The following is a 17,479-nucleotide window of genomic DNA, read 5'->3' on the forward strand; positions in this document are numbered from 1 at the left end:
ACAGGACACCCGGGAGCGTCAAGAACACCAAACTGACAGGCAAGCGCTGCGCGTCGGGACCCCACCGCCCCTTGGCATGGCTCTTCAGGCCGGTCTCCGGGCTGACGAGATGAACCATCGAAGCGTTTCGACGGTTCGGCGCGTTCGCCTTCCCGTGACTGGCTGAGCGGGACACAGGGTCCGGTCGCATCAGGGGTCAAGGACCCTGTCACAGTGGCGTGGTGAGCGCGCTTGACTCGATCACCGTTGCGGGGGCAGCGTCGGATTGGCACCGACTTCCCGTTTCACCCCTCGTGTCTACTTCTGGCCACGGCGTCTTGCGTCAGAAAGGACTGACGCCGTGGTCATGCTGGCACGTTTCGGGGCACCTGAGAGTGCGCGTAAGCTAGCAATCGGCACAGCGGGCGTCAACGAAAAGCGCCGTTCGGCTTGTTCGACTGGTTCGATGCCGGGTCTGTTCGCTCAGTCCGCTCGGCCCGCTGCGGTAGCCTCCTTCCCATCGAGCCGCATGGTCAGGCCATGGCGTACGTAGTGTACCTGGCTTGCCAGGCGCACCGCGTCCTGGGACAGCCAGCCCATCAGATCACGCAGGCGGCGCTGGGCCGGGTCCACCGGGACGATGCCGCGCCCCACCTCGTCAAGCACCAGCACGCGCCGTCCCGGCGAACTGGCCCAGCCAGTGAAGGCCTCGCGCCAGCGCCGGCCCAGCCGGTCATCGTCGGCGCTTGCTGACTCGTTTTCACGTTGGTTCTCAAGTTCGTTCTCTAGTTCGGCCTCGAGCCAGGCAAGCCAGCCGCTGATGACGAGGGTGTCGCCATCGTCGATGGCGGGACCAGCGCCCGCACCGGGCACCCGTCTCATCATCTCGTCGGCGTCGCGCCAGCGTGCCTCGGGGTAGCGCTCGGCTACCCGCTGACGCTTGCCTGACGCGGTACCGCCGATGAAGACGTGCATGTGATGCCCTCTGCCTGTCGAATGAGTGTCCAGCGCCGACCGGCGGCCTGACCGACGACGCCCTCCCAGAACGGCACGCCCTCGAACTCTCGGCGCAGCTCGCGGATCACCCCGCCGTGGGTGACCACCAGCACGCGCCGATGGCCGGCCTCGACGGCGGCATCGAAGATGGCGCCGAGGGCCAACGCCAGCCGGTCACGCAGGTCCTGGGCGGATTCACCACCGGGAGGCGCCAGCTCACCGGCGCTGTCGATCCACTCCCGGTAGACCGGATCGTCCTTGAGCTCTTCCCAGTTGCGCCCCTCGAACTCGCCGAAGTCGTTCTCGCGCAGGCGTTGGTCCAGGCGAGGCTCCGGCCAGCCACGGCCCTCGGCGATATGGGCCAGGGTCTGGCGGCAGCGGGTCAGGTCGCTCGACACCACAGCGTCGAAGCGCTCGCCTTCCAGTTCCAGGCGCAACCGATCCATATCGGCCAGGGCGTCGGGCATCAACAGCTCGATATCGCGCTGGCCCTGGTAGCGCTTGTCCAGGTTCCACTGGGTCAGCCCGTGGCGAACCACCACCAGCTCGAGACACACATCAGAAGCCATAGTTCTCCTCCCTCGATGGCACTGCCCAGCATATCGCCGTTGATGCCGTGAAAGGCTCGGATCATCCCCCGGGCGAAGACCCAGGTAAAGCCCCCGCTGGCGAGCAGAACCCCCACCAGCCCAGCTACGTTCGTCCCGCCCGGCTCCAGCAGCAGTCCCGCGGAAACCACCACCAGAAGAGGAACCAGGGCAAGCACCAGGTCGCGCCAGCCAAGGCCCTGCTGCCAGCTATGGGCGAGTCCCTCGGGCCGAGCAGCGGGTACGCCGATCAGCAGCGCCACCGCGCTGGCTCTGGCCAGGGCGGGTACCACGACCAGCCACAGCAGAGCCCCGTCGGTCGTGAGCCACCACCACAACAGGACCGCCTTCCAGGCCAGCAGGAACACCAGCGCCAGCACGCCAAAACTGCCGACCTGCGGGTCCTTCATGATCTTCCAGCGGCGCTCGAGCGGCGCATTGCTGCCCAGCGCATCGGCCAGGTCCATCACACCGTCCAGGTGCAGCCCACCGGACAGCGCCACCCACAGCGTCAGCAGCACCAGTGCCTGGATCGGCGTGGGCAGCGCTGAGGTCAGCGCGGCGGCCACGGCCAGCAGCACGCCGATCAAGAGCCCCACCAGCGGGTAGCAACGCGCCGCCCAGCGGCGGTTGGCGCCGTTCCAGTCGATCATCACCGGCAATGGAATCCGGGTCAGAAACTGGATCGCCAGCCCCAGCCCGGCCAGTGCCGGCAGCACTCGCGGCCTTTGATCACTCACTCGACTCTCCTCTACCCAGCCTGTTGCCCGCTCCTGCCCTCACGTCAGCGGGACGTTCCCCCGCCGGCTTCCACTCGATGGCCTGCCCCGCGACCACCTCCACCACCCGATCGGCACACCGCGCCAACAGCAGGTGCAGACGCTGGAGCTCGCTCAGGTACCAGCGCACCAAGGCGTCCTTCGGCGGCAATTCCTCGTTGAGGTCGTTGGATACGACCACCAGCGCGATATCACGTCGGCGAGCGTCCGCGAGCAGCGCTGCTAGTTGGTTAAAGGCGTCTCTCGCCGCAGCGCGCCGGTCGTCACGCTCGAGGCCGTCGGCAAACAGGCGCTGACTCGACCACAGCGTCAGGCAATCCAGCAGCACGGTGTCGCCTGTGCTCACCTGACGCCAGGCGACCAACAGGTCCTGCGGTGCCTCCAGCGTATGCCAGCGGCTGTCACGCCGGGCCTGGTGGCGCGCCACCCGCGTGGCCATCTCGCCCTCCTCGGTCCTGGCGGTTGCCAGGTACCAGAGCTGCCCCCGGGGCTTGTCGGCGTGGAGCGCCAGTGCCGCCTGTTCGGCAACGTGACTCTTGCCCGAACGCACGCCACCGCTGACAAAGGCGATCATCGGTTCTCTCCACGAGACTGGGCGTCGCCGAGCCAGTCGCCAAGCCATCTGAGCAGGCGATCATTGTCGGCTCGGCGCTGCAGCGCCACGCGAATCCAGGCGCCGTCCAACCCACTGAAGGTGTGGGTGTGGCGAGCCAGACAGCCATGACGGGCCAGATACGCTAACAAGGCTTCGCCATTGGCCTGCGACGGCTGGCCCGGCGGCCTGAACAGCACGAAATTGGCTTGGGAGTCCACCACCGTCAGGCCCAGATCGCGCAGGCCGGCCGTCAGATAGGCGCGCTCGGAGTAAAGCCAGTCGCGCGTGCGACGCGCAAAGTCGCCATCGGCCAGCAGCTCGGGCACTACGGCGGCAGCCAGGCCGTTGACGCTCCAGGCCACCTGATGGTGTTGCAGCGCCCGACAGCGCTGCGGGGACGCCACCAGATAGCCAAGCCGCAGCCCCGCCAGGGCGTAAAACTTGGTCAACGAGCGCAACAGCACCAGCGGCTCGCCCTGTTCCACCAGATCGGTGAGCGGGGCTTCATCGTCGGCAAAGTCGACGAAGGCTTCGTCGATGACCACCAGGGTGTCGCTGCGCCTGGCCGCGGCCACCAGCGCTTCCACGTCACTTCTGGGAAGGCGCGTGCCGGTGGGATTGTTGGGGCGACACACAAACACCAGATCGACAGGGGCAAGGCGCGCCGAGAGCGCCTCGACGTCCAGCCGGAAGTCATCTCCGCTGAGCTGCAAACGCTCGATCTCGATGTCGTTGAGTCGGCATGCCCGGGCGTACTCGCCGAAGGTCGGCTCGACGATCAAGGCGCGGGCGCGACGATAGGCCCGGGCCACCAGGTGGATCGCCTCGGCGCCGCCATTGGTCAACACCAACGACAGTGGCGCTATCCCCAGCGACGCCGCCAGGGCCGCCACGGCGTCCCGATACTCGGGGTCAGGATAGTGGCGCACCTCGTTCATGGCGCGGGCGAGCCAATCAGCAAGCCAGGCCGGCGGGCCCAGCGGATTGAGGCTCGCGCTCACATCCATGGTCGGTGTCACCGACGACAGGCCAAGTCTGTCGAGCAGCGCCGCGCCCTGGCCGCCGTGATCAGGCCAGCAAGAGCCCTGCCCCTGTGTTGGCGTCTGGCTCGCGCTTGTGTCGCTCAGATGCTGATTGTGGGTCGATGTCATCGCACGGCCTCCAGCACCAGGATGATCGAGGCCAGCAGTGTCAGAACGCCCGCCGTGCCGGCGTAGAGACAGCGAATCGCGGCGTCGATGTGACGCGCCTTTAACGTCTCGGTGGGCGTACCCAGCCGCGCCCGGTCGCTGATCTGATCGCCGTAGCGGTTTACCCCGCCCAGCTCGACGCTGAGCAGATTGGCCACCATGGCCTCCGGCCAGCCGGCGTTGGGACTGGGGTGGGCCGGTGCCTGCCGGCACGTCGCCGACCAGGCGCCGCGCCTGCGCAGCCCCGGAACCACCGCAGCAAGACACCACATGGCCAGCGCCGTCAGCCGAGCCGGCAGCAGGTTGACCAGATCGTCGAAGCGAGCCGAGGCCCAGCCGAACTCGCGGTAGCGATCGCTGCGATGGCCGACCATGGAATCCAGAGTATTGGCGGCCTTGTAGGCCAAGGCCAGGGGCGCACCGCCGAGCAGAGCCCAGAACAGCGGTGCGGTGATGCCATCGACGGTATTTTCGGCCACGCTCTCGACGCACGCTCGGCTCACCCCTGCCTCGTCAAGCGCCCGGGTATCGCGCCCGACGATGGCCGAGACCGCGCGCCGCGCCTGATACAGATCGCCCCTTGCCAGCGGTGTGGCCACCGCACGGGCCGCCTGCACCAGGCCCCGGCAGGCAAGGCAGGTCCACAAAAGCAAGCCCTCCACCACCAGCGCCAGCCAGGGCGAGACGACACCGGCAAGGCCAATCGCCAGAGTGGCCAGCGTCCATGCAAGCCCCACCACCACCAGCGTGAGCACCACGCCCTTGGCTCGACGCGCCTGCGGCCTGCCACGGTTGAGCCGCGCTTCCAGGGCGCCGATCAGTCGGCCCATGCCGACCACCGGATGCGGCAGCCAGCGTGGATCCCCCAGCCAAAGATCCAGCACCAGGGCGGCGAGCACCAACGCCAGCAACTCGGGGCTCAGTGGCGGCAGCGTCATGGAAACCACCACCCCCTGGCCGCGCTGTCGTCATCTACTCTCGCGACGTCTGCTCGCCTCATGCCGACGGGCCACCCTCGACCCGGGCGTCAGCGAAGGTCGCCATCTCGCTGAGCATGGCGCAGGCACTGGCGAGCAGCGGATAGGCCAGGGCCGCGCCGCTGCCTTCGCCCAGGCGCAGGCCAAGTGACAACAGCGGCTCACCGCCGAGTGCGGCCAGCGCCTCACCGTGACCGGCCTCATCGCTGCGATGGCCAAACACCAGGTAGTCGCGCACGCCAGGCGCCAGCCGAGTCGCCGCAAGGGCCGCCACCGTGGCGATAAAACCGTCCACCAGCACCGGCGTGCGACCCGCCGCTGCAGCCAGGCAGGCCCCCGCCATGGCGGCGATCTCGAGCCCGCCCAGACGCGCCAGGGTATCGAGGGCGGTATCGCCAGCACCCCGCGCCAGCGCCCTGGCGATGACCTTGCGCTTGTGGTCCAGGCGCGCATCGTCGATACCGGTGCCACGCCCCACCACCTCCTCGGCGGAAAGACCGGTAAAGGCGGCCAGCAGAGCGCTGCTAGCGGTGGTGTTGGCGATGCCCATCTCCCCCAGGATGACACAGCGGGCCCCTGCGGCGCGGGCGCGCTCGACGGCACGAGTGCCGACCTCAAGCGCCGCCTTTACCTCGTCGGGACTCATGGCGTCCTCGCAGGCAATATTGCCGCTGCCCGCCCGCACCCGATCGAGCAGCACGCCCGGCACCTGGTCGCTGGGCGTGGCTACGCCCACGTCGACGACTTCGAGCCGGGCGTTGATCTGGCGGGCGAACACGTTGATGGCGGCGCCCCCACGGGCGAAGTTGGCGACCATCTGGGCGGTGACCGAGGCAGGAAAGGCCGACACGCCTTCCGCGGCCACCCCGTGGTCTGCGGCGAACACGATGATGGCCGCAGGGTCGACCCGGGGTAACGGCTCGCCGGTCATCGCCGCCAGATCAGCTGCCAGCTTCTCGAGTCGCCCCAGGCTGCCGGGGGGCTTGGTCAGGCTATCGAGACGAGCACAGGCCAGGCGGCGGGCCTCAAGGTCCAGCGAAGGAATGCGGCCAATATTGGTGGAAAGAGTTGAAGCAAGGGGCGAGTCGAGGGGCGAGTCAAGCGTCGAGGCGGGGGTAGAAGACGAGAACGAGGGCTGGTCACGCACGGCGATATCCTGATGGCACAAACGCCGCCCGGGCGGCGAATAAGAAAAAGACCGCCCGAGCCTTCCGACACGCGAACAGGCGGGCAACAAGCCGCCGAGCTTAGCAGATCACCGAAAGGCGATCTTCCCTCGGAAACGGATCCGAGATCGAGCGTCTATGCTGCAGGTCGTGCTGCAGGTCGTGCTGCGGGTCGCCTTGCCTCATTCAAACCCCGTTCGAGCCCCGTTCGAGGCCCCCGCATTCATCATGATTCGCCAGGACGACCGACGCCGCGCCCGGGTGGGCGCGGCGTCGGTATCTATTCATGAAACGGTTCTACTGGTGATACCGCTCGAGCGTGACCTCAGGCAAAGACGTTGAGACACCAGGTGATGGCGGGCACGGAGACCATGTCGATCAAGACGGCGCCACACAGCGGAACGATGATGTAGGCCTTGCTCGATACCACCTTGTAGTGGTCGCAGACGGCGCCCATGTTGGCGAAGGCGTTGGGCGTAGCGCCCAGGCCAAAGCCGATAAAGCCGGCGGAGAGTACGGCGGCGTCGTAGTTGCTGCCGAGCGAACGAAAGACCACCAGCGCCGCGATGGCAATGATCACCAGCGTCTGGATCATCAGGATCAGCGCCAGGCCAAGTCCCATGCCCTGCAGCTGCCAGATCTTCAGGTTCATCATGGCCATGGTCAGGAAGATCGCCAGGCTGACTTCTCCGATCAGATTGATGGCACGCTCGGACACCTCGACCAGGCGAAGGTGATCGTTCAGGTTGCGCAACACGATGGCCACGAACATGGCCCCGACATAGCTTGGCAGCACGATGCCGAGTTTCTCTTTCATGAGTTCGCGACAGGCCAGGCCGATGACCATCACCGGCACCACCACCGCCATAGCCTTCAGTACCCGATGCGGGGTCAGCGTCTGATCCTCTTCGCTCAGGTGCTCCTCGTGCAGATCGGCAAGCCCGCCGACCTCCTCGGCCTCGATGCGAAGCTTGAACCGCTCGATCAACCAGCGGGCGAGAGGCGCGCCCAGCAGGCTACCGGTGATGACACCGTAGGTGGCCGCCGTCATGGCGGCGGTCAGGGCGCCGTCGGCACCGAGCGCTTCCGCCTCTGGCCCGAAGGCCGCCGCACCGCCAAAGCCGCCTTCCAGCGAAGGCCCGCCCGCCATCAGGCCGATCAGGGGGTCGAGCCCGATCATCGAGGCGACGCCGATACCGATACCATTCTGCACCAGTACCAGGGCCCAGCAGGTCAACAGGAAGATCACCAGCGAACGCCCGCCCCTGGCCAGCACCGAGAGGCTGCCACCGAGCCCTACCGTGGCGAAGAAGGCGATCATCATCGGATCCTGAACGCTGGTGTCCAGATCCAGCGTCAGCACGTCCATCGATCGCAGCAGCCATACCAGCACGGCGAAGCCGATGCCCCCGACCACCGGCGTCGGTACGCACATGCGCTCGAGCCACTCCACCCGGCGCCGAAGCTGAATGCCCACCATCAGCAGGACCAGCGCCAGTGCCATTGTTTCCACAGCGTTCAAGCCTATATTCATCTGCCTTCGCTCTCCTTCGCCCTCGAAGGACACCCTCCTGGTGACTCTCGGTGCGGCTACGCCAGGTGCCCGCACTTAGACTACTGGACAAACATTCAGGCATGAGAGGGGCCTATTTGTCGTGGAGCAAGCTTTTGCTCCCTCTTGTGTCCTCAGCGGTCCGCCCCACCCGAGGGAGGGTCCAGGCAGAAACAGCGGTTCAAACTCAGCCAAGGGAGAAGGTGCCAAGGGCCATGACCAATGACACAGAGGGCGAGGTCACTGGCACCCTGACGGTCGAGTCGACGATGGCAAAGCAAATGAGACAACCATTTGGGCAGGCTCGGGGAAGTTGGTCATGCACAAGCAATGATCGTTTACTATGCTGTCTTGCATGCCCATCAAGGCACACTTTTAGCTGAGCCAGCAGACTCGGCCTTCCCTCCCCCTGGCTCCAGCCCAGCGGGCGGGAATCGGAGGAAATACAACGATACCGCCGGCCTTCACGCGCCGGCTGTCAGGACCTGACCAGCAAGCCGTACGTCGACCAGCAAGGAGAGCAGGCCAACACATCACTCCGCTGTATCAATGCCATGTCAATGACATCATTTAATTTAAGGGAACGATCATGAAAGTGTATTCGTCGGCAATACCTTCGCCCTGGAAGGGCATCGTGGCGGCATCGATTGCTGCGGTCGGCCTGGCAGCCAGCATTCAGCCAGCGTCCGCTACCGAAGAAGAAACCTCCTCCGAGGCGTCATCAGACAAGCCCAACATCCTGGTCATCATGGGCGATGACATCGGCTGGTTTAACACCAGCGCCTACAACAGCGGCATGATGGGCTACACCACGCCCAACATCGACAGCATCGCCGAAGAAGGCATCCGCTTCACCGACGCCTATGGCCAGCAGAGCTGCACCGCTGGGCGCGCGGCCTTCATCACCGGGCAGTCACCCAAGCGTACCGGTCTTCTCAAGATCGGCATGCCCGGCGATCCGCTCGGCCTGCAGCCGGAAGACCCGACCATCGCCGAGATCCTCAAGCCGATGGGCTACGCTACCGGCCAGTTCGGCAAGAACCACCTCGGCGATCGCGACGAGTACCTGCCGACCAACCACGGCTTCGACGAATTCTTCGGCAACCTCTACCACCTGAACGCCGAGGAAGAGCCGGAGAACGCCGACTACCCCACCGATCCTGGCTTCCGTGAACAGTTCGGCCCCCGTGGTGTCATTCGCTCTTCCGCGGATGGCCAGATCGAGGACACCGGCCCGCTGACAAAACAGCGTATGGAGACCATCGACGAGGAATTCCTGACCGCCGCCGAGGACTTCATCGAGCGCCAGGAATCTTCCGACACCCCCTGGTTCGTGTGGTACAACACCACCCGCATGCACATCTTCACCCACCTCAAGGAAGAGAGTGAAGGCCGCACCGGACTTGGCATCTACGCCGATGGCATGACCGAGCACGACGCCCTGGTGGGCCAACTGCTCGACAAGCTCGAGGAACTGGGTGCCGACGAGAACACCATCGTCATCTACACCACCGACAACGGCGCCGAGAAGTTCACCTGGCCGGATGGCGGCACTTCGCCCTTCCGTGGCGAGAAGGCCACTACCTGGGAAGGCGGCATTCGGGTGCCGTTCATGATGAGGTGGCCGGGTCAGATCGAACCGGGCCAGGTGTCCAACGAGATCCTTTCGCTTGAGGACATGTTCCCGACCCTGATCGCCGCCGCTGGCGAGCCGGACATCAAGGAGCAGCTGCTTGACGGCTACACCGCCGGTGACAAGGAATTCAACGTGCACATCGATGGCTATAACGTGCTGCCCCACCTGACTGGCGCCGAGGACGCCGGCGAGTGGCCGCGCGACACCTTCTTCGCCTTCGTCGATGATGGTTCCCTGGGTGCCGTGCGCTTCGGCCAGTACAAGGCACACTTCAGCATCCAGGAGCACGAGGGCATGGACGCTTGGCGCCGTCAGCAGACGCAGCTCAAGGCACCGCTTCTGATCGACCTGCGTGCCGATCCGTTCGAGATGGCCCCGGAAGACTCTTCCTACTACGACGACTGGCAGCTGCGCCGCATGTATGCCTTCTCCCCTGTAGGCAAGATCGTGGCGGACTTCATGGCCACCTTCGAGGAATACCCCCAGCGTCAGGAAGCCGGCTCCTTTACGCCGAAGCAATAACGCTTCCACCGGCAAGTCGACAGGAGGCCGCCCTTGGGCGGCCTCTTGCCGTTATGCTCCCCGTTCGGCTCTTGTTCAGCCCCCGTTTATCTCCTTATTCAGCCCCTAGCTCTGCTCCGCGTTCGTTCGCCTCATCATAAAGCTGGATATATATACAGTATTCGACTAGCCTTGCCGGCATGGATCACTATCATGACGACGGCCAGCAAAGAAGCGCTACGGGCCCCTTGAAGGGCCGCGGCGCGACCTATGATCCCGCCAATCGTTTTGCTCCCACCCGTAGCGAACAGGTGGACGACGGCTGGTGGCAAGAGGCAACGCCTGATCGCATCGCCACCGTCACCGCCACCGAGAGCGCCAAGAGCGCGCTGTCGTGGAACCGCTCGCCAGACCTGCCCTTCGATCGCTCGATCAACCCCTACCGTGGCTGCGAACATGGCTGCATCTACTGCTACGCGCGGCCCAGTCATGCTTACTGGGACCTGTCACCCGGTCTCGACTTCGAGACCCGCCTGATCGCCCGCACCGGCCTGGTGGAACGCCTCACCGAGGAATTGTGCAAGCCCGGCTACGTCTGCCGTCCGATCAACCTGTCCGGCAACACCGACGCCTACCAGCCCATCGAGGCCGAACACCGAACCACCAGGGCGCTGCTCGAACGGCTGCTGGAGTGGCGTCATCCGGTCACCCTGGTGACCAAGAGCGCGCTGATCCTGCGCGACAAGGACCTGTTGAGCGAACTGGCAAGCCGCCGCCTGGTGCGGGTGATGGTCAGCCTCACCAGCCTGGACACCGAACTCAAGCGTCAGCTGGAGCCGCGCACCGCCTCACCCCGAGCCCGACTCAGGGTCATCGGCGAGCTTGCCGATGCCGGTGTGCCGGTGGGCACCCTGGTCTCGCCGGTGATTCCCGGGCTTACCGACCATGAACTCGAGCGCCTGCTTCAGGCCGCCAGGGGCGCCGGCGCCAGCACCGCCGGCTGGATGCTGCTGCGCCTGCCACGCGAGGTCGCGCCGCTGTTCGAGGCCTGGCTCGAGTCCCACTATCCTGAGCGCGCCGCCAAGGTCATGAGCCTGATTCGCCAGTGTCGCAACGGCCAGAACTACGACAGTCGCTTCGGCCACCGAATGCGCGGCCAGGGCGTCTTCGCCGAACTGCTCGACCAACGCTTCCGCAAGGCCTGCCGTCGCCTGGGCCTGTCACGACGTAGTGATAGCGGCCTTGATAGCGGTCTTGATACTGATAGTGAGCTTGATACCGAGAGCTTCAGGCCGCCCCACCGTCAGGGATCGCTGTTCTGAGGCTTGTCTAGGGCTTGTCTGAAAAGTGCCTGCGCTCGGTAATACGGCGTTAAAAATCAGATCAAAATGCTCATTTACACCCCGTAAACTGCGCTTTCTCACCGATTTTTGCCTTGTCTAACCTTCGCTCGTCGACTTTTCGGACAGCGCCTAACCTTCGCTCGTCGACGTTTCGGATAAAGCCTCGCGAGACGCCACCGCCTCCAGGCCGCTATGCGCCAGCGCTGGTCCCATTGCCGCCTTCCAACTGTCCCTGGCTGCCGCCGGTGCCACCACCTACGCTACAAGGATCCTCTGGAATAACGACCTACAATTAAAATATAAGGAGTTCTGCATGCGCCGCCAGACCAAGGGCCTGCACGCCCTCTACGCCAAGGATCCCGTGGACGCCGATCGCAAGCTGTGGGGGCGGCAGGTGGATCCCGTCAGCCGTCGTGGATTTCTCACCGGCTCCAGCCTGCTGGCCATGAGCGCGGTACTCGGCGCCAGCATTCCCTTCGCACGCTTCATGCCGGGAGGCCTGATACCCGCAGCCCTGGCCCAGAGCGACGAAGCCTTCGAGATCGAGGGCAAGGAGGGGCTGAGGGTCCTCAACGACCGTCCGATCAACGCCGAGACACCGGCCCATCTGCTCGACGATGACATTACCCCGGCGCGCTACATGTTCGTGCGCAACAACGGCCTGCCCCCGGAGCGAGCCGAGATCGATCCCGCCACCTGGACGCTGGAAATCACCGGCGAGTCGTGCCAGAACCCCACCACCTTCACCATCGCCGAGCTGAAGGAGCGCTTCTCCGAGCACACCTACCAACTTCAGGTAGAGTGCGGCGGCAATGGTCGCAGCGAGTACGTCCCCGCCGCCAGCGGCAACCAGTGGACCACCGGCGCGGTGGCCTGCCCGACCTTTACCGGGGTACGACTTCGCGATGTGCTGGAGGCCTGTGACATCGCCGACGACGCCGTCTATATCGGTTACTACGGCGCCGATCGCCACGCCAGCGGCGCCGCCGACAAGGAAGCGATCTCTCGCGGTGTGCCGATGGAAAAGGCCCTGGAGGACGAGTCGCTGATCGCCTGGGCGATGAACGGCGAGGACATTCCCTACCAGAACGGCTACCCGCTGCGCCTGGTGTGCGGCGGCTGGCCAGGCTCGGTATCGGGCAAGTGGCTCAAGCAGATCGTCGTGCGCAACCAGAAGCACGATGGGGCCAAGATGGCGCCTCCCTCCTACAGCGTGCCGGCGAACCCGGTGGCACCGGGCACTGAGGTGGCCAAGGAAGACTTCGTCACCATCCAGTCGATGCCGGTGAAGTCCCTGATCACCTACCCGCGATCAGGGATCAAGCACGCCCAGGGCCAGCCGATGGAGGTGCGCGGCCACGCCTGGGCGGGGGATCTGTCGGTATCCGAGGTGCACACCTCAATCGACTTCGGCGCCACCTGGCAGAAGGCCAGCCTCAACGACGCACCCAATCGCCTCGCCTGGCAGCGCTTTACCACCCAGGTCGAGTTCCCCGAGCCAGGCTATTACGAGGTGTGGGCCCGGGCGGTGGATGAAAACGGCCAGTCCCAGCCCATGGTGGTGCCCGGCTGGAACCTCAAGGGCTACCTCAACAACGCCTGTCACCGCATCGCGGTTCAGGTCGGCTGAGGGAGGAGACTGGCATGGGAATTCGTACCACCAGAAGGCATAGGGCGTGGTCGTCGACCCGCCCGCTCTTGATGACTGGCCTGCTGCTCGGCGCGGTGCTGTTCAGCCCCTTTGGCCTGGCTCAATCGACAGGCGAGGCCTCTGGGCAAGCCACAGATGCCCCCCTCGAGACCGACCCGGACAGCGGGTTCGTGATGGCCGAGGGCTGGCAGACGGTCAAGGGCAACTGCACCGTCTGCCACTCCGCCGCCCTGGTCACCCAGAACAGGGGGTCACGCGAGCACTGGGCCTACCTGATCGACTGGATGCAGGAGACCCAGGGCCTGTGGCAGTTCAATCCCGAAATGGAAGCCACCATCCTCGACTACCTATCGACCCACTACGGCCCAAGGACCGATGCCAGGCGGCAGAACCTGCCCAAGCATCTGATGCCGCCGGCACCACAGGCCAACGAGACCAGTGCAGAAGGTTGAAACAACGGACGCGATTGAAAGGCGGCTGGTCGGCCCGGTTCTGCGACAGCGGAATCGGGCATCCTATGCTCTGACAGGTAGGGTCAGATGCCCTAACACAGATCCTTCAGCGCAAGTCCTTGAGCACAGTGCCGCTGGCGAGGATCTGCGCCTCGAGAGGCAACTCACGGAACGGCTCGCAAACCGCCTCGCTTTGCCATTGGCGCATGGCGGGCAAGGCGAGGAGTCGCTCGAGGTAGTCGCGTGATGGGCCACCCATGGGCAGGTCGTAGGTTCGCATCCTGAAGGCGATGGGGGCGAAAAAGGCGTCTGCGGCGGTAAAACGCTCGCCGCACAGGTAAGGTCCACCAAAGCGCGTCAAGCCGTCTTCAAACAGTTCGTTCAGCCGATGCAGGTCATCCAGCAACTCGGGCGTCTTTTCGTTCAAGCGTACGCGCAGCGCGCAGTGCATCGCACACTGCTGCCTGAGCGCGCTGAAACCTGAATGCATCTCGGCACAGGCACTTCTGGCCCAGCACCTGGCGTCCACATGCTCAGGCCAGATCCCAGAATGACGCTCGGCCAGGTATTCGATGATGGCCAGCGAGTCCCACACCACCCGTTCGTCATGATGCAGACAGGGAACTCGCCCCGAGGGCGAAAACCGACGAAAGTCGGCGTGACTGTTGCCCTGCTCATCGAAGGGGTGAAAGGCCAGCTCGAAGGGAATCTCGAGCTGGCGCAAGGTCAGCCAGGCCCTCAGCGACCACGACGACGTCTGTCGATTGGCGATATGCAGCACGTACATGACAGCGCTCCCTGGGTCGCTGGCAGCGCCTGTCGCTGCCGGTGACGTTGATCAAGCCGCCAGCGACATCTCGTAGCCGGTGTACTTGCGAAGATTGATCACTCCGGTATCGAAGATCAGATACTGGCCCTTGATTCCCATCAGGGTGCCCTCGACTCGCGGATTCTTGTCGAGGTTGTGAGACGTGACCTTGGTGGGGTACTCCAGTACCGGGTAGTCGAAGCGACGTGGGCTGCCGTCCAGGGGACGGATAGCATCGGCACCGAAGCGCTCGCGTAGATCGCCCAGACCCGCCGACAGCCTTTCCAGCAGACGGTCGCGCTCTGCGGCCAGATCCAGTTCCTCGACCTGCCCCTTGAGCATCGCCCGCCAGTTGGTGCGATCCGACACCTCGTTCTTGAACAGCACCTCGACGAAGCCAGACTGCTGGCGGCTGTCCACCTCGAGGATCGGCAACGCCTGGATCGCGCCCTGGTCGAGCCAGCGCGTCGGCATCTGGGTATTGCGGGTGATCCCGACCTTGAGCCCGGAAGCGTTGGACAGGTAGACGACGTGGGGCTGGAAGCAGAACCGCTCGCCCCACTCGGGCTCGCGACAGGTCCCCTCGAAAAAGTGGCACAGCTCGGGCTTCATGATGCAGCTGTCGCACTGGGCCAGGCGCTTGAAGCAGGGATAGCAGTGGCCTTGTCCGAAGCTCTTCTTGGTCGCACGCCCACAGTGGGTACAGGCGATCGCCCCGCTCCACTCGAGACGCAGGGTGCGGCCCAGGTAGTCGTTGAGCGGCAGACGGTTCTCGCCGGCCTTGAGGGTGTAGCGCGCGGGAGAGTCGGGTTCGACCCCCATCTTGGACAGGCATCCGTGGGCAAGTACTTCAGTCACGACTAGCATCCCGGGCGAGCCCCGCCATGTCTTCGGAAACCCCGGCACTGCTCGATGGCCCACCGGGCCCAGCGCCGCAGGTGCGTTGCTCCAGGTAGCCGATGCGGCTCTCCTCGGGCACATTGTTGTCGTGCTCGTAGCGCATCACGGCTTCCATGCACAGCTCGATCTGCTCGGCCGTCAGCATTCGCCCGTCCGGCCACTTGCGCAGCGACACCGCCTGCTTGAGGCTCTGGTAGATCGACGGCGTCATCTGGGAAATCATTCGCTCGAAGGTCATGTCGCTCATGGCATCGCTCTAGTGAAGACGTGATTTGCGGGAATGATACCAGCCCAGCACCAGCCCCACGAGCAGACCGCCCAGGTGCGCCTCGTTGGCCACATTGCCAAAGCCCACCAGCCCGGCGACGTCGGTCATGGTGAAGACCATCCAGCCGAGCATGAACAGCACCAGCATCTGCGGCACGAAGAAGCCGCTGGCCGGCGCGCGACGGGACATCAACCAGACGTAGCCAAGCAACGCAAAGTCGACGCCCGACATGCCACCGAACAGCACCGTGCCGGTGGCGTACTGGGCCAGGTTGCCGGCAAGCCCCGCCACCACCACCAGCGTCAGCATGCGCAATGGGCCATGCAGGGTCTCCACCTGACGGCCGAAATACCACAACCACATCATGTTGAAGATCAGGTGCATCCAGCCGAAATGCAGGAAGATCGGCGACAGCGGGCGCCATACCTGCCCCGCCGCCAGCGCATCGGGGATACTGCCGACGGCCAGCGCCCCGCCACGGATGCCCACAGGCACGATCGCCAGCCACGCCAGCACCATGTCTCCCCACACAGCGATGGCACCAAACACCAGCAGACACAGCCCGAGCACCGACAAGGTGACCGGATGCTGGCGCAGCAGCGGCCACCAGTGACGTGCCGGTCTCGGCTTCGAGGCACTCGGCGCGGGTATCGCCTCCCCCCGCTGCCAGCGAGTGATCACCTCGGCCAGAGCATCCTGCTGTTTCGGGTCCATCAGCCACAGTACCTGGCCGTCGTCCTCGTCGGTGATACGGTGTCCGATGCGGTGCGACCAGAGCGCCTGTCGCAGCTCGCGAGTATCGATATCGTGGGGGATCAGCATGACCCGGAACATGGCGTCTCCAGCGCGAAAAAGGGTAGCGGCCCAGAGATGATGGCCTGAAATGACGTTGGCCGGTAGGGGCAGCGGTCACACGCGGCGCAGATGGGCGAAAGGCCCGACGGCAAGCCGGGCATGGCAGGATGTCTTTTTCATCCACACAGAAAAAGTCCGGCGGAGGGGGCCGCCGGACAAGAGCAAGGGATCATTCAAGGGAACACCTACTCAGACGCCGCTTTTGATAAAGGGTTCAGTCGGGTGCTCGACTTTAATGTAACGTTTTGTATCAATCGAAGGCGATCTCTCGCGGCATTGGCCTCGCACGCACATCCCTGGGCACCGGCACCCATACAAAGTGATTGGCGTCGAGGCGGGATTCAAAGCTGTAGCGATAGGCCACCAGTCGACCGAACTTCACCGCGCTGTAGTCGAGACAGGCAATATTCGGGGCCGGCAAGGCCGGCACGCCTTCGCACCAGTAGTGGCCGATGAACAACGGGGGCTGGTCGGGGCCATAGTAGCTGAGGCTGGCCCGTTCACTGTCGCTCAACGGCCGGTCCTCGAGGTCTCCCGGTAGATTGTCCGGCTGGAACACCACGTCACCCCAGGTGCGAGGGTCTCGTGCCCAGAAGTGGGTCCGAAAGCTTCGTCGAGTGAAACCGTCTCCGGAATGGATGACCGTGTCCCCGGGCAGGTCGATGGAACCACCGCGGGTCAGGCGCTCGAGGATCCTCGACTCTTCGGTACCCGGGCTCGAGGCCTGGAGCAGGAAGTCGTGGTCCAGACAGCCGTCGGGCCGGAGCTGCCTGAAGGATTCGATCAGGCGGTCGTCCCAGCAGGCGTGGACCACCCGGATGCCGTCGATCTCGAGACACAGGGGGATCTGGCGAAACCACGCCAGGGCATCATCCCACTCCTGGGGGTGGTCATGGTACTGCTCGAGGGTTTCACGAATGATGCGGTTGTGACGCGGTGTATGCGGGCGTAGCCATTCCCTGCCGTGCTCAGGCGGGGCCTTCTGGGTGTACGTCAGGGCATTGATCTCGTGATTGCCCAGCACGATATAGGCCTCGCCCTCTTCCACCATGCGTCTGGCGATGGAGACCGCCAGGCGGATACGCGGGCCACGGTCGATCAGGTCCCCGAGGAAGATCGCCTTGCGCTGGGGGTGACGATAGACACCTCCGCGCAGGTGATACCCCAGCCGTTCCAGCAGCGCCGCCAGGGTGGCGCCGCAGCCATGAACGTCGCCGATCAGGTCGTAGCCGTCCAGTCGCCTG

At 64.9% G+C, this 17,479-nt stretch carries 17 protein-coding genes and 1 riboswitch; of the genes, 4 read left to right on the forward strand and 13 right to left on the reverse strand.

Annotated elements, in window-relative coordinates; translation table 11 throughout:
• Positions 1-69 precede the first annotated feature (69 nt).
• A riboswitch (cobalamin riboswitch) is annotated at positions 70-336 on the reverse strand.
• A gap of 126 nt (positions 337-462) precedes the next feature.
• The 8 genes from NFG57_RS13235 to gltS all read right to left on the reverse strand — a co-directional run bounded on the left by NFG57_RS13235 (position 463) and on the right by gltS (position 7,803).
• Positions 463-954, reverse strand: a complete 492-nt coding sequence (locus NFG57_RS13235) for a bifunctional adenosylcobinamide kinase/adenosylcobinamide-phosphate guanylyltransferase (protein WP_348814515.1) — start codon at positions 952-954, stop codon at positions 463-465.
• Positions 906-1,544, reverse strand: coding sequence for a histidine phosphatase family protein (locus NFG57_RS13240; RefSeq protein ID WP_045994588.1), 639 nt, complete (start codon positions 1,542-1,544; stop codon positions 906-908). The genes NFG57_RS13235 and NFG57_RS13240 overlap by 49 nt, the downstream gene beginning before the upstream one ends.
• Positions 1,496-2,302, reverse strand: coding sequence for an adenosylcobinamide-GDP ribazoletransferase (gene cobS / locus NFG57_RS13245; protein WP_239452607.1), 807 nt, complete (start codon positions 2,300-2,302; stop codon positions 1,496-1,498). The genes NFG57_RS13240 and cobS overlap by 49 nt, the downstream gene beginning before the upstream one ends.
• The gene (locus tag NFG57_RS13250; RefSeq protein ID WP_348814516.1) at positions 2,295-2,915 is read right to left on the reverse strand and encodes a bifunctional adenosylcobinamide kinase/adenosylcobinamide-phosphate guanylyltransferase; all 621 of its coding nucleotides are present in this window, start codon (positions 2,913-2,915) and stop codon (positions 2,295-2,297) included. Before NFG57_RS13250 ends, cobS begins: the two co-directional genes overlap by 8 nt.
• The gene (cobD, locus tag NFG57_RS13255) at positions 2,912-4,087 is read right to left on the reverse strand and encodes a threonine-phosphate decarboxylase CobD (protein WP_348814517.1); all 1,176 of its coding nucleotides are present in this window, start codon (positions 4,085-4,087) and stop codon (positions 2,912-2,914) included. The genes NFG57_RS13250 and cobD overlap by 4 nt, the downstream gene beginning before the upstream one ends.
• Complete coding sequence (gene cbiB, locus NFG57_RS13260) at positions 4,084-5,064, reverse strand: adenosylcobinamide-phosphate synthase CbiB (protein WP_348814518.1); 981 nt, start codon at positions 5,062-5,064, stop codon at positions 4,084-4,086. The genes cobD and cbiB overlap by 4 nt, the downstream gene beginning before the upstream one ends.
• A gap of 58 nt (positions 5,065-5,122) precedes the next feature.
• A complete protein-coding gene (cobT, locus tag NFG57_RS13265; protein WP_348814519.1) occupies positions 5,123-6,250 on the reverse strand; it encodes a nicotinate-nucleotide--dimethylbenzimidazole phosphoribosyltransferase in 1,128 nt (375 codons plus the stop codon).
• Between the two features lie 344 nt (positions 6,251-6,594).
• On the reverse strand, positions 6,595-7,803 hold the full coding sequence (gltS, locus tag NFG57_RS13270; RefSeq protein ID WP_348814520.1) for a sodium/glutamate symporter: 1,209 nt from the start codon (positions 7,801-7,803) through the stop codon (positions 6,595-6,597).
• A gap of 607 nt (positions 7,804-8,410) precedes the next feature.
• Between gltS and NFG57_RS13275 the strand changes: the two genes are divergently transcribed.
• The 4 genes from NFG57_RS13275 (at position 8,411) to NFG57_RS13290 (ending at position 13,404) form a co-directional block, all read left to right on the forward strand.
• Positions 8,411-9,979 carry an arylsulfatase gene (locus NFG57_RS13275; RefSeq protein WP_083970615.1) on the forward strand — a complete coding sequence of 523 codons (1,569 nt, stop codon included), beginning with the start codon at positions 8,411-8,413 and terminating at the stop codon, positions 9,977-9,979.
• Between the two features lie 179 nt (positions 9,980-10,158).
• The gene (locus NFG57_RS13280; protein ID WP_348814521.1) at positions 10,159-11,280 is read left to right on the forward strand and encodes a PA0069 family radical SAM protein; all 1,122 of its coding nucleotides are present in this window, start codon (positions 10,159-10,161) and stop codon (positions 11,278-11,280) included.
• Positions 11,281-11,614: 334 nt separating this feature from the next.
• Positions 11,615-12,931, forward strand: a complete 1,317-nt coding sequence (locus tag NFG57_RS13285) for a sulfite oxidase (RefSeq protein ID WP_348814522.1) — start codon at positions 11,615-11,617, stop codon at positions 12,929-12,931.
• A gap of 14 nt (positions 12,932-12,945) precedes the next feature.
• Entirely contained in the window at positions 12,946-13,404 is a 459-nt protein-coding gene (locus NFG57_RS13290; protein ID WP_348814523.1) for a hypothetical protein, read from the forward strand.
• Positions 13,405-13,510: 106 nt separating this feature from the next.
• Here the strand turns inward: NFG57_RS13290 and NFG57_RS13295 are convergent, their stop codons facing one another.
• The 5 genes from NFG57_RS13295 to NFG57_RS13315 all read right to left on the reverse strand — a co-directional run bounded on the left by NFG57_RS13295 (position 13,511) and on the right by NFG57_RS13315 (position 17,472).
• Complete coding sequence (locus tag NFG57_RS13295; RefSeq protein ID WP_108132989.1) at positions 13,511-14,191, reverse strand: glutathione S-transferase family protein; 681 nt, start codon at positions 14,189-14,191, stop codon at positions 13,511-13,513.
• 51 nt (positions 14,192-14,242) lie between these two features.
• The gene (locus tag NFG57_RS13300; protein ID WP_124804243.1) at positions 14,243-15,034 is read right to left on the reverse strand and encodes a DUF2797 domain-containing protein; all 792 of its coding nucleotides are present in this window, start codon (positions 15,032-15,034) and stop codon (positions 14,243-14,245) included.
• Positions 15,035-15,062: 28 nt separating this feature from the next.
• Positions 15,063-15,359: a DUF1315 family protein gene (locus tag NFG57_RS13305; RefSeq protein WP_045994422.1), complete on the reverse strand. Its 297-nt coding sequence runs from the start codon at positions 15,357-15,359 to the stop codon at positions 15,063-15,065.
• Positions 15,360-15,368: 9 nt separating this feature from the next.
• Positions 15,369-16,214, reverse strand: a complete 846-nt coding sequence (locus NFG57_RS13310) for a rhomboid family intramembrane serine protease (protein ID WP_045994416.1) — start codon at positions 16,212-16,214, stop codon at positions 15,369-15,371.
• Positions 16,215-16,485: 271 nt separating this feature from the next.
• Positions 16,486-17,472 carry a metallophosphoesterase gene (locus NFG57_RS13315; RefSeq protein ID WP_348816186.1) on the reverse strand — a complete coding sequence of 329 codons (987 nt, stop codon included), beginning with the start codon at positions 17,470-17,472 and terminating at the stop codon, positions 16,486-16,488.
• Positions 17,473-17,479: the final 7 nt, after the last annotated feature.

Origin of the sequence: Halomonas sp. H10-59, assembly GCF_040070555.1 — a bacterium.
Classification (GTDB): Bacteria; Pseudomonadota; Gammaproteobacteria; order Pseudomonadales; family Halomonadaceae; genus Halomonas; species Halomonas litopenaei.